The sequence below is a fragment of the Pseudomonas sp. S3_B11 genome (assembly GCF_054667715.1).
In genome coordinates this window covers 6063617-6075507 of sequence record NZ_CP162749.1, presented here as the reverse complement: position 1 = coordinate 6075507, position 11891 = coordinate 6063617, and the positions used below count along the sequence as shown (strand labels likewise).

Below are 11891 nucleotides of genomic sequence, written 5' to 3'. Positions count from 1 at the left end.
GTGTGGCTACGGGCTTTGGAGAAAAGCGTAAGCCGATGTTTGCGGCGGCGGGGTTGCACGCTTGAAAGGACGTGGCGGCTGAGCGTTAGCCATCGCGAGCAAGCTCGCTCCCACAGGTTCTGCATTATTGTGGGAGCGAGCTTGCTCGCGATGGCGGTCGAACAGCCAATGTATTTATTACCCTCCGACCGCCAACCCCTTAGACCAGCTTTTGCGCCAACACCGCAATATGCTCCGGCCCGATCCCGCAGCAGCCGCCCAGGTGGCTGGCCCCGCGTTTTTGCCAGTCCGCCGCCCACTGGAGATAGCCTGGCGGATCAAGGTCTTCGCGCAGCGGATCGAGCCCATCGTTGGCCGTCGCTTCCTTCGGTTGCGGCGGGAAGGCGTTGGCGTAGGCACCGATGTGGATCTTCACACCCAGGCGCGCGAAGGTGTCCCGCGCGGCATCGATGGCCGCGCCGATCACTTCTGGCTGGCTGCAGTTGAACAACAGCACCTCGACGCCCAGCTCAGCCGCCACCGCAGCGGCGTCCGCCACCGGTTCGCCGGAACGCAGGCGTGGCACTTCATCAGTGTCTTCGTCTTTGAGGGTGAACGACAGCCAGAACGGCTTGCCGTCCTTCGGCAACCCGGCGTGAATCGCCCGCGCTTCGACCGTGGAGCTTTGGGTCTCGGCCAGCCACAAGTCGACATGGGGCGCCAGGCCGTTCACCAGGGGCGCGAGCAATTCACTGGCGCGGGAAGCGTCGAACAGATCCGGCCGATAGGAGCCGAACAAGGGCGGCAGCGACCCGGCCACTTGCACCGCTTTACCCGAAGCGCGCACTGCCCGCTGCGCCAACTCGCCCGCGAGCGCGGCCAGGGCCTGGCCTTCTTCGGCGAAACGCGCCTCGCCAATATGAAACGGCACCACCGCATAGCTGTTGCTGGTGATCACGTTGGCGCCGCTGGCAATGTAGGCCGCGTGCACGGCTTCTACCGCCTGGGGCGCTTCGCTCAAGGCCAGCGCCGACCACTCGGGCTGTCGGAACGGCGCGCCCCGGCGTTGCAGTTCGCGGCCCATGCCGCCATCGAGAATGACTGTCGTTGCTGAGCCCATATGCGATTCACTCATAAGCTTATGAAAAATACTCACTACCGGAGTTGTTCTTATAACTATTTAATACGCACCATTCGGTGAACTACAACTTATTTTTCTATCAGGGCCCTCACATGAAATTACAACCACTGCTGGCCCTGGGCCTGACTCTGCTGGCTGCCTCTTCGCAAGCGTTCGCCGGCGCCACGCTGGATCGCGTCGAACAGAAAAAAGAACTGGTCGGCGTGCTGATGGAAAGCTATCCGCCCTTCTCGTTCCTTAACGATCAGAACCAGCTCGACGGTTTTGACGTGGACGTCGCCAAGGCGGTGGCGCAGAAACTGGGAGTAAAGCTGCGCCTGGAAACCCCTTCCTGGGACGTGATCGCGGCCGGTCACTGGAGCGGGCGCTATGACATCTGCATCTGCTCCATGACGCCGAGCAAGGCACGCGCCGAAGTGTTCGATTTCCCGGTGCAGTACTACGCTTCGCCAGCGGTGATCGTGGTCAACGCCAAGGACGACCGTATCCACGGCGCCAAAGACCTGAGCGGCAAGAAGGTCGGCCTGACCAGCGCTTCCAGCTACGAGAGCTACCTGAACAAGAACCTGGTGATCGAAGGCGCCGAGGATACTCAACTGAGCTATCCGTTCGAGGACGTGCAGATTGCCCCGTACGACACCGACAACGTGGCTTTCCAGGATCTGGGCCTGGGCGCCGGGGTGCGACTGGACGCGGTGCTGACCAACCTGGTGACCGCACAGCCGCGCCTGACCGAAGACAAGCGCTTCAAGCTGGCCGGCGAGGTGCTCTACTCCGAGCCGAACTCGGTGGCCATCGAAAAGGGCGACGCCCAGTGGGACAACAAGGTGCGTGAAGTCTTTGCCCAGTTGAAACAGGACGGCACCTTGAGCAAACTCTCGCAAAAATGGATCGGCGCCGACATTACCCAATGACTTCTTTTCCACCCCCTCAGCCACCGCCACCGGTGGCTGAGTCACGCTTGCAGAAAATCTTCGGTTTTCGCACCCGGCTGTACCTGACCTGGGCGGCCATGCTGGTGCTGTTCGCGAGTTTCTTCCTGAGCTTCGACCTGAAGTTCTCCATCATCCTCGACAAACTGCCGAACCTGCTGGGCATTCACCTGGCGCCCAATGGCTTTTTGCAAGGCGCGGTGCTGACGTTGTTCCTGTGCCTGTGCTCGATCGTCGCTTCGTCATTGCTGGGCTTCATCACCGCCCTGGCGCGGCTGTCCAGCAGTGCGGTGGCGTTCGGTATCGCCAGTTTCTATGCGTCGTTCTTTCGCGGCACGCCGCTGCTGATCCAAATCCTGCTGATCTACCTGGGCCTGCCCCAACTGGGCGTGGTCCCGGGCGCCGTCGCCGCCGGGATCATCGCCTTGTCGCTGAACTACGGCGCCTACCTGAGCGAAATCTTCCGCGCAGGTATCCTCGGCGTTCCCAACGGCCAACGCGAAGCCTCCCTCGCCCTGGGCCTGAGCGAAACCGTGATCTTCTGGCGCGTCACCCTGCCCCAGGCGATGCGCACCATCATCCCGCCGACCACCAACCAGTTCATCTCCATGCTCAAGGATTCTTCGCTGATCTCGGTGATGGGGGTTTGGGAGGTGATGTTTCTGGCGCAGTCTTATGGTCGCTCCAGTTATCGCTATATCGAGATGCTGACTACGGCGGCAATTATTTACTGGTTGATGTCCATTGCGTTGGAGCTGATTCAGGCGCGGATGGAGCGGCATTATGGGAAGGCTTATCTGAATAATCGTTGAGCTGTTCCGAGGTGCCTTTGAGGACAGTATGTATATCCATTGCTGCGGTAACGGATATACACACCGACCTCAACCCCCCACCCAGCTCAACGGCTAAACAGGAAAATCCGCCTGAGGTGCAGCCGAATCGCTAGCAGGTGAAGCTTGGAGATCACACCCACCGATGCTCCACCCCAACACTTCCAGCGCACCGCAACCGTCCTGCAACAACAGATGAGCGGCGTTGGCGAAGTGCTCCAGGTCACATAACCCTCAGCGTTTTTCAGGCACAGACAGGAGACGCTGTTGAGCAAGTCTCGAGCGGCTCTGATGCGATGCGCAGCAGTTTCCAAAAGATCGGAAGCGCCAGCTTCTGTGTCGATAAACAGTGTGGCGCCGGCGCTGGTATTTGCTTGAAGGGGATGGTACTTGATCATCGGGTTGCTCTCTTGAGTTGGGAGCTACCACCGTTCGCGGCTAAACGAATGTTGGTGGCAGCTGTACGCGGGTTAGCCGACCGGACAAGAGAATCCGGCACACCCGAAGATGTCCCCCGCACAGCCGCCATAGATGTAAAAATACAGGCAGCAAAAAGCGCCGCCATTTCGGGGCGCTCGTGCACTCTTGTTCGACCGGCTAAGATCGATCACCGATTGGTCGATGACGAGAGAACTATAGGCGAGGCCCTGACGATACAACGCTGAGTTTCTGTATCTCGGAACCATCCTACGCGAAACACAGAATGGGTTTACAAAGCTCAATTTTGACCGGCCGGAAGCCTACCATCGCGAGCCCAATATGTATCGAGCAGTTGATCAGTTGCGCTTTCCGATTGAGCGTTGCAGGACAACGTCAAGTCTTCATCTCAACGTGTTAAGCAAGGCATCCGGCGGCAGTGATTGACCGGTCGATAGAAAGGTCCTTGCGAGTCGTAGGGCAAAGCTTCGACCCATGAAAGCCAACGAACCGACACCCTGATCTCCACACAAGCAGCCTACAAAACTCATCCGCCGAATCGTGCCCACGGCGAGGAGATGGCTGGCATCGCCGCCCAGGGTGAAATTTTTAAAGTGCGACCTCCTTCATGAGAGGTCACATTCGATGCCTACCCAACATCCATTCCTGCCCCAACATCTCGCGCTGGCAATAGCCTTGGCACTTGGCTGTGCCGAGGTTTCGATGGCTCAGTCAATTGTCGAGAAAACCCGCCCCTTCGAAACAACCGCCGAGATGCAGGCTCGTCTCAAGGTGTTTGCGGCTGCGCCGGATACAAATATCCAGAGAGTCATCAAAGTCCAAGAAGCCTCCCTGTCGAAGGACGACAGTAACGATCTGGTGCTTGTAAGCAGGCAAGGCGAACTCATCGGGCTCACCGACGGTGGTGGCGGCACCAACGTCTTGCAACTGGATATCGACAAGGGAGGCGAGTTAGGTGAGATACGCAATTTCCAGGATCTGTATTTGAAGCGAGGCGAATGGTCAAACGACAGGGCTTTCGACAGCAGCAGCCTGATTGATTCGAACGCCAAATTGATCAATACTGGTGACATCCGCGGTGCGATGCACGTTCTTGGTGAACTCGTTAACCGGGGAACGGTGGCCGGGCCTGTCTTCGTGGGGAAAAAGGCCAGGTTCAGCGGTAGCGGGACGGTCGACGCGCTGGATGTGGCCGGCCTGATGGAAGTCAATCCTGTAACGGGAGCCCCTTCGGTTATCAACGATTTCAAATTATCCAAGAGCGCGACGTTGGTTTATGGAATCGACGCAGAGAAAGGCAGCGCCACGATCAACGTTGGCGGCACCGCTACCTTGGGCAATGCGACGCTTAAGATCACCGCCGTATCCGGCGAATCCACTGAAGCAAACAAGCACGTCGTGATCAAGGCGGACAAGATCAATGGGACGTTCGGGAAAGTCATCAATGAACTCGCCTTTTTGAAAGCGACACCTGACTACACTGTAGAGAAACAGGTAGGGCTGATCTTAGAACGCAACGGAGTTCCACCAGAAAAAATAGCCACCTCCGAAAACGGGCGGAACGCCGTTAACGGAATGACAGCGCTGCAACCGGCCAAACCACCGCGGCCTGATGCCAGTACCGTTTCAACAAATACACAAACGACTGCCGGCGAATTACAAACAGAGCACGCAGCACCCAAGCTCACCGGACCATCAAAACTTGCTGCCAGCACCCAACCCAAGCCCGCTGGTCAGGTGCAGGCTATCAAGCCGGCCCACACACCCAACACCGCCATCAACGCCCTGCTCGGCACCAACCTGACCACCGCCGCCGATGCCATCGACCAACTGGGCGGCTACGACACCGCCGACCTGGGCAACGCCACCCTGAGCAGCGTCGCGCCGATCAGCACTGGAATGCTCTCGGCCATGGACTCGACAGAACCCGGGGGTACACGGGTCGACGGCCAAGTCTGGGTCCAGGCCATCGGTAACAGCGGCAGCATCGGTAGGCAATTGGGAAGTAATGCCCTGAAGCATTCAACCAAGGGTTTGATGCTAGGCACCGACTGGGCTGTCAGCCCCGCTTGGCGCTTGGGGATACTCGGCAGCAAAACGCAAACCCGGTTGGACAGCCGTCAATTCGACGGCCAGCTCGACAGCTGGCTGGTAGGTGCCTATGCCTTGCGCCAGGACGGGCCGCTGGCCCTGCGCCTGGGCGCCGTTTATGGCCGTCATGACGGCAGCACCAAGCGCCACGTGGCGTACAACGGTTTCAGCGATCGCCTCAAGGGTCGTTACGATGCCAACACGCAACAGGTCTTTGGGCAAATCGGCTACAACCTGGACGCCGGTCATTTCGCTATCGAGCCCTATGTCCAACTGGGCTATCAACGCTATCAGCGTGATCGGTACACCGAGAAAGGAGGAAATGCCGCGTTGCAGTTCGATGTTCGCACTCAGGATCATTACCACAGTGACCTGGGCCTGCGCCTCGCCCGCCCCTTCCCGCTTGACCAAGGCATGCGCCTGACACCCCGCTTGAATCTGGGCTGGAAACACCTATACGGCGAGGTCAGGGGCCGCTCCCATCAACGCCTGGTCAGCGCCGGCACGACCTACACCGTCGAAGGTATCGAGTTGGACCGTGACAGCCTGCTCCTGGAAGCCGGGCTGGACCTGGCCGTTTCACCACGGCACACGCTAGGGCTGAACTATCGCGGTGAAACGGGGCAGGACAACCGCAACGGAGCACTGATGGGCCAGTGGCGAATGATGTTCTGACGGGCAAAAAAAAAGGGGGGCACATGCCCCCCCGAGGTTAAAACGTTGTATCGAGGCTGTTTATTCAGCCTTCGATCTCGATCAGTATCTCGCCCGGGTTGACCCGGTCGCCCTTGGCTACATGAATCGCGGTGACCTTGCCGGCGATGGCCGCCTGCACTTCGGTTTCCATTTTCATGGCTTCGGTGATCAACACTGCTTGACCGGCCTTCACTACGTCGCCTTCCTTGACCAGCACATCAACGATGTTGCCCGGCATGGTGGTGCTGACATGGCCTGGTGCAGTGGCTTGCTTGCGCTTGCTGCTGCCACCGCCGACAAATTCATTGAGCGGTTCGAACACGACCTCTTCTGGCATGCCATCGATGGACAGGTAGAAGTGACGCTTGCCTTCGGCCTTGACGCCCACACCGGTGATATCGACGCGGTAGGTTTCGCCGTGGACGTCGATGACGAACTCGGTCGGCACGCCTTCGCCGCCCGCCGAGCTCACGCTGCCCGCCTCAGGGATTGGCAACAGCACTTCCGGGGTCAGGGTGCCGGCTTCGCGTTCTTCGAGGAATTTGCGACCGATGTCCGGGAACATGGCGTAGGTCAGTACGTCCTCTTCGGACTTGGCCAGCGCACCGATTTCACCGCGCAGCTTGGTCATTTCCGGCTTGAGCAAATCGGCCGGACGCACGTCGATCACCTCTTCGCTGCCGATGGCCTGGCGACGCAGCTTCTCGTTCACCGAACCTGGCGCCTTGCCGTAACCGCCCTGCAGATAGAGCTTCACTTCGTTGGTGATGGTCTTGTAGCGCTCACCGGCCAACACGTTGAAGAACGCCTGGGTACCGACGATCTGCGAAGTCGGGGTCACCAGCGGCGGGAAGCCGAGGTCTTCGCGCACGCGCGGGATCTCCGCCAACACTTCGTTCATGCGGTTCAGTGCGCCCTGCTCTTTCAACTGGTTGGCGAGGTTGGAGATCATCCCGCCCGGCACCTGGTTGACTTGGACGCGGGTGTCCACCGCGGTGAACTCGCTTTCGAACTGGTGGTATTTCTTGCGCACGGCGTAGAAGTACAGGCCGATTTCCTGGAGCAGTTCCAGGCTCAGGCCGGTGTCGAACTCACTGCCCTTGAGGGCCGCGACCATCGACTCGGTGCCCGGATGGCTGGTGCCCCAGGCGAAGCTGGAGATCGCGGTGTCGATGTGATCGGCACCGTTTTCGATGGCCTTGAGTTGGCACATCGCGGCCAGGCCGGCAGTGTCGTGGGAGTGGATGAACACCGGCAACGATTGCTCGGCTTTCAGCGCTTTCACCAGCTCGCCAGTGGCGTATGGGGTCAGCAGGCCAGCCATGTCCTTGATCGCCACCGAGTCGCAACCCATGGCTTCCATTTGCTTGGCCTGGGCCACGAACGCGTCGATGGTGTGCACCGGGCTGGTGGTGTAGGCGATGGTGCCCTGGGCGTGCTTGCCGGCGGCCTTCACCGCTTCGATGGCGACTTTCAGGTTACGCACGTCGTTCATCGCATCGAAAATACGGAACACGTCGATGCCGTTGACGGCGGCCTTGGCCACGAACGCCTTGACCACGTCATCGCTGTAATGGCGGTAGCCCAGCAGGTTCTGGCCGCGCAGGAGCATTTGCAGACGGGTGTTGGGCAGCGCCGCGCGCAGTTGGCGCAGGCGTTCCCACGGGTCTTCTTTCAGGAAGCGCACGCAGGCGTCGAATGTCGCGCCGCCCCACACTTCCAGCGACCAATAGCCGACTTTGTCGAGCTTGTCGCAGATCGGCAGCATGTCTTCGGTGCGCATGCGAGTGGCGAGCAGCGATTGGTGGGCGTCGCGCAGGATTGTGTCGGTAACAAAGATCTTCTTGGACATGGTCATACTTCCTTACAGGCCTGCGTGGGCGGCAATGGCGGCGGCGATGGCCAGGGCCAGCTCTTCGGGTTTGCGCTTGATCGAGTAGTTGGTCAGTTCAGGGTGGCTTTCAACGAAGCTGGTATTGAACTGGCCGCTGCGGAATTCCGGATTGCGCAGAATCTCCTGGTAATACGCGGCGGTGGTCTTGACCCCCTGCAGGCGCATGTCATCCAGGGCCCGCAGGCCACGGTCCATTGCTTCTTCCCAGGTCAACGCCCAGACCACCAGTTTCAGGCACATCGAATCGTAGAACGGCGGAATGGTGTAGCCGGTGTAGATCGCCGTGTCGGTGCGCACACCCGGGCCGCCAGGGGCGTAATAGCGAGTGATCTTGCCGAAGCTGGGCAGGAAGTTGTTTTTCGGGTCCTCGGCGTTGATGCGGAACTGCAACGCAAAACCACGGTGCTGGATGTCTTCCTGCTTGACCGACAGCGGCAGCCCGGAGGCGATGCGGATCTGTTCGCGAACGATGTCGATACCGGTGATTTCTTCGGTGATGGTGTGTTCCACCTGCACCCGGGTGTTCATCTCCATGAAGTACACCTCGCCTTCGGCGAGCAGGAACTCCACGGTGCCGGCATTCTCGTAGCCCACGGCCTTGGCGGCACGCACCGACAGGTCGCCGATGTAGGCGCGCTGCTCGGGGGTCAGCTGCGGGCTCGGGGCAATTTCGATCAGCTTCTGGTTGCGGCGCTGGATCGAGCAGTCACGTTCGAACAGGTGCACCACGTTGCCGAAACTGTCGCCCAGGATCTGCGCTTCGATGTGCTTGGGATTGACGATGCATTTTTCCAGGAACACTTCCGCCGAACCGAATGCCTTGGTGGCTTCGGAAATGACCCGCGGGAAGGCCTGTTCGAGTTCTTCGCGGCTGTTGCAGCGACGGATACCACGACCGCCGCCACCGGACGTGGCCTTGAGCATCACCGGGTAACCGATCCGATCACCTTCGGTCAGCGCTTCTTCAATGCCCGATACGTTGCCTTCGGTGCCCGGCGTGACCGGCACACCGGCCTTGATCATGCTGCGGCGCGCTTCGGTCTTGTCGCCCATGCGGCGAATGACTTCTGCCGAAGGGCCAATGAATTTGATTCCGCGTTCAGCGCAGATGTCTGCCAGTTCGGCGTTTTCCGAGAGAAAACCGTAGCCGGGGTGCAAGGCATCACAGCCGGTTTCCACCGCCAGGTTCACCAGTTTGCGCGGGTTCAGATAGCCGGCCAGCGGATCGGCGCCAATGCTGTGGGCCTCGTCCGCACGTTTGACATGCAACGCATGGCGATCCGCGTCGGAGTAGACCGCGACCGAGCGAATGCCCATTTCGGCGCAAGCGCGCACGATGCGGACGGCAATCTCACCACGGTTGGCGATCAGGATCTTTGTTATCAATTGGAGGTTCCCTTGAGCCGGTGATACCACGGCCTGGGATCCAGGCCGACGCGTGACCAGATGTAACAATTGGTCGCAGCCCCACACTAGTCCTGGCTGTTGATTAACAAAAATGAATATTTATTGGGTCGTGCATAAGCAAAGACTTATAGTTGAGCTATTCGTCTCGGCCCAGGGTGCTTAGAAAATGCGTAAGTCATTGATGCGTATGACATTGCGTCAATTGCAGATTTTCAACGAGGTGTGCGACCTGAGGTCCTACAGCCGTGCAGCTGATGAAATGTCTCTCACACAACCGGCCGTTAGCCTACAGATTCGTTCCCTGGAAGAGCTGATTGGCCAACCGTTATTTGAGTATGTCGGCAAAAAACTCTACATGACCGAAGCCGCCGAAGCCCTGCAACGTGCCAGCCGGGACATCTTCGGACGCCTGGAAAACCTCGATATGCAGCTCTCGGACATGCAGGGTTCGCTGCAAGGCCAATTGAAGCTGGCGGTGGAGTCCAGCGCCAAGTACTTCGTCCCGCACCTGTTCGCCGCGTTCAAGCGCCAGCATCCGGAGGTCAACCTGAACCTCACGGTGGTCAATCGCGGCCAGGTCATCCGCCGGCTCTCGGACAACCGTGACGACTTGGTGATCATGTCCATGGTTCCCCAGGACATGGGCCTGGAATTCCTGCCATTTCTCAACAATCCCATCGTCGCCGTGGCGCCGCCCGATCATCCGTTGTGCCATATGGGCCCGCTGCGCTTGCAGGACCTGGAGCCCTATACGCTGCTGTTGCGCGAACCGGGGTCCGGCACGCGACTGGCCTGCGAGGAGTACTTCAAGGAGAAACGGGTGCATTTCACCCAGACACTGGAGGTGGCGTCGGCGGAGGCCCAGCGCGAGTGCGTGGTGGCCGGGCTGGGCGTGGCACTGTTGACGCGCCACGCCGTGAGCCGGGAATTGTCGTCCGGCGCACTCATCGAGCTGCCGGTGGAGGAGTTACCGCTGTACCGCAGCTGGTGCCTGGTGCAGGCCCGGGCCAAACGCCTGTCACCGGTGGCTCATGCCTTCCTGGCATTCGTTCGCGGTGAGCGCGCTCAGATCATTGGCCTGGTTGAGCGTTTCGACGGGAAGCCGCCGGCGCTGCCTGCCAGTAACTGAACTCTGCCGCGTCAGGAAATTCGCTGATTTCGGCCAGGAGCTGGCGCTGTTCATAGCGGTCTTCGATGGCACGACGAAACGCCATACGGCGCTGGTCTTCCTGCTGACGACGGGTTTTGACGGCGCTGCGTTCTTCGTAGGACTGGGTCATGTCGAGACTCCCAAGACGTATACGGGAGCTTTACGATGACGGCGCGGGATGACGGTTTGGCGGCGCGTGCATTACAGAACGATGAATTCGGGCAAATGATCCCTGTGGCGAGGGAGCAAGCTCCTTCGCCACAAAAGCCTCTGACTTCCAAGACCAGCGCTCAGTCGTCCAGCGCCTTCACCGACTTGGGCGACAACCGCAAGCTGCGAAGGCTGCGCTTCACGCTCTTGAGGTGGTTGACCAGGCTTGGGCCACGGGCCATGGCGACACCCATCGCCAATACGTCGATCACCACCAGGTGGGCGATGCGCGAGGTCAGCGGCGTGTAGATCTCGGTGTCTTCATGCACGTCGATGGCCAGGTTCACCGTGGACAGTTCCGCCAATGGCGTCTGGCTCGGGCACAAGGTAATCAGCGAGGCACCGCTTTCGCGCACCAGGTTCGCGGTGATCAGCAAGTCCTTGGAACGCCCCGACTGGGAAATGCAGATCGCCACATCGGTAGGTTTCAAGGTCACGGCTGACATGGCCTGCATGTGCGGGTCGGAATAGGCCGCTGCCGTCAGCAGCAATCGGAAGAACTTGTGCTGGGCATCGGCTGCCACCGCGCCCGAGGCGCCGAAGCCATAAAACTCGACACGCTGGGCCTGGGACATGGCCGTGACGGCTTTTTGCAACGCCACCGGGTCGAGCTTCTCGCGAACCTCCATCAGCGTATGCAGGGTCGTGTCGAAGATTTTCAGGCTGTAGTCAGCAACGGAATCGTCTTCATGGATCGCAAACTGACCGAAGCTCGCGCCGGCGGCCAGGCTTTGCGCCAGTTTGAGTTTCAGGTCCTGGAAACCCGAGCAACCGATGGCCCGGCAGAAACGCACGATGGTCGGTTCGCTGATGCCGACGCTGTGGGCAAGATCGGCCATGGAGCTATGCATCACGGCCGCAGGATCAAGCAGTACGTGATCGGCGACTTTCAGCTCCGACTTGCGTAGCAAGTGGCGTGACTGGGCGATGTGTTGCAACAGGTTCAAGGGGCTGGACTCTTGTTATGGGCAGGTGCCGGGATGTAGCAAGCTTGTAGTTATACTACAAGAATTGGCTCTTTGCCCGTCCAAAACGTAACTGGATTGCCTCGCCGCCCCTTTGTTTTGGCCGAGGATCCGCCGATGTAGCAGCTTGTGCCGTAACGCAAACGCTCAACGCTGCC

At 59.7% G+C, this 11891-nt stretch carries 10 protein-coding genes; 4 read left to right on the top strand and 6 right to left on the bottom strand.

Features of this window, described 5'->3' with window-relative positions; all coding sequences use genetic code 11:
- Positions 1-199: 199 nt before the first annotated feature.
- On the bottom strand, positions 200-1099 hold the full coding sequence (locus AB4O22_RS27170) for a homocysteine S-methyltransferase family protein (RefSeq protein WP_003206973.1): 900 nt from the start codon (positions 1097-1099) through the stop codon (positions 200-202).
- 113 nt (positions 1100-1212) lie between these two features.
- Between AB4O22_RS27170 and AB4O22_RS27165 the strand changes: the two genes are divergently transcribed.
- Positions 1213-2034 (top strand): ABC transporter substrate-binding protein, encoded by an 822-nt coding sequence (locus AB4O22_RS27165; protein ID WP_003206974.1) that lies wholly within the window; start codon positions 1213-1215, stop codon positions 2032-2034.
- A complete protein-coding gene (locus tag AB4O22_RS27160; protein WP_223472496.1) occupies positions 2031-2864 on the top strand; it encodes an amino acid ABC transporter permease in 834 nt (277 codons plus the stop codon). The genes AB4O22_RS27165 and AB4O22_RS27160 overlap by 4 nt, the downstream gene beginning before the upstream one ends.
- A gap of 86 nt (positions 2865-2950) precedes the next feature.
- On the opposite strand, the gene AB4O22_RS27155 is transcribed toward AB4O22_RS27160, so the two are convergent.
- Positions 2951-3280: a hypothetical protein gene (locus tag AB4O22_RS27155; RefSeq protein ID WP_317846347.1), complete on the bottom strand. Its 330-nt coding sequence runs from the start codon at positions 3278-3280 to the stop codon at positions 2951-2953.
- Between the two features lie 664 nt (positions 3281-3944).
- Here AB4O22_RS27155 and AB4O22_RS27150 point away from each other — a divergent pair.
- Positions 3945-6086, top strand: a complete 2142-nt coding sequence (locus tag AB4O22_RS27150) for an autotransporter outer membrane beta-barrel domain-containing protein (protein ID WP_460097553.1) — start codon at positions 3945-3947, stop codon at positions 6084-6086.
- 64 nt (positions 6087-6150) lie between these two features.
- Here the strand turns inward: AB4O22_RS27150 and oadA are convergent, their stop codons facing one another.
- The gene (gene oadA / locus AB4O22_RS27145; RefSeq protein WP_003206980.1) at positions 6151-7959 is read right to left on the bottom strand and encodes a sodium-extruding oxaloacetate decarboxylase subunit alpha; all 1809 of its coding nucleotides are present in this window, start codon (positions 7957-7959) and stop codon (positions 6151-6153) included.
- Between the two features lie 12 nt (positions 7960-7971).
- Positions 7972-9387, bottom strand: a complete 1416-nt coding sequence (locus tag AB4O22_RS27140) for an acetyl-CoA carboxylase biotin carboxylase subunit (RefSeq protein ID WP_003206982.1) — start codon at positions 9385-9387, stop codon at positions 7972-7974.
- A 187-nt stretch (positions 9388-9574) separates the two neighbouring features.
- On the opposite strand from AB4O22_RS27140, the gene AB4O22_RS27135 reads away from it, so the two are divergent.
- Positions 9575-10537, top strand: a complete 963-nt coding sequence (locus tag AB4O22_RS27135; RefSeq protein WP_013694598.1) for a LysR family transcriptional regulator — start codon at positions 9575-9577, stop codon at positions 10535-10537.
- On the opposite strand, the gene AB4O22_RS27130 is transcribed toward AB4O22_RS27135, so the two are convergent.
- Both AB4O22_RS27130 and hexR read right to left on the bottom strand, forming a co-directional pair.
- Positions 10479-10688, bottom strand: a complete 210-nt coding sequence (locus AB4O22_RS27130) for a PA3496 family putative envelope integrity protein (RefSeq protein ID WP_013694599.1) — start codon at positions 10686-10688, stop codon at positions 10479-10481. The two genes, AB4O22_RS27135 and AB4O22_RS27130, sit on opposite strands and share 59 nt — an antisense overlap.
- 160 nt (positions 10689-10848) lie before the next feature.
- Positions 10849-11715, bottom strand: coding sequence for a transcriptional regulator HexR (gene hexR / locus AB4O22_RS27125; protein WP_003187110.1), 867 nt, complete (start codon positions 11713-11715; stop codon positions 10849-10851).
- Positions 11716-11891 lie beyond the last annotated feature (176 nt).

Bases quoted from the DNA above. Each gene is read 5' to 3' on its own strand.
- AB4O22_RS27135 (WP_013694598.1), top strand. From the start codon at position 9,575: ATGCGTAAGTCATTGATGCGTATGACATTGCGTCAATTGCAGATTTTC.
- AB4O22_RS27165 (WP_003206974.1), top strand. From the start codon at position 1,213: ATGAAATTACAACCACTGCTGGCCCTGGGCCTGACTCTGCTGGCTGCC.
- AB4O22_RS27170 (WP_003206973.1), bottom strand. From the start codon at position 1,099: ATGGGCTCAGCAACGACAGTCATTCTCGATGGCGGCATGGGCCGCGAA.
- AB4O22_RS27160 (WP_223472496.1), top strand. From the start codon at position 2,031: ATGACTTCTTTTCCACCCCCTCAGCCACCGCCACCGGTGGCTGAGTCA.
- AB4O22_RS27150 (WP_460097553.1), top strand. From the start codon at position 3,945: ATGCCTACCCAACATCCATTCCTGCCCCAACATCTCGCGCTGGCAATA.
- oadA (WP_003206980.1), bottom strand. From the start codon at position 7,959: ATGTCCAAGAAGATCTTTGTTACCGACACAATCCTGCGCGACGCCCAC.
- AB4O22_RS27155 (WP_317846347.1), bottom strand. From the start codon at position 3,280: ATGATCAAGTACCATCCCCTTCAAGCAAATACCAGCGCCGGCGCCACA.
- AB4O22_RS27130 (WP_013694599.1), bottom strand. From the start codon at position 10,688: ATGACCCAGTCCTACGAAGAACGCAGCGCCGTCAAAACCCGTCGTCAG.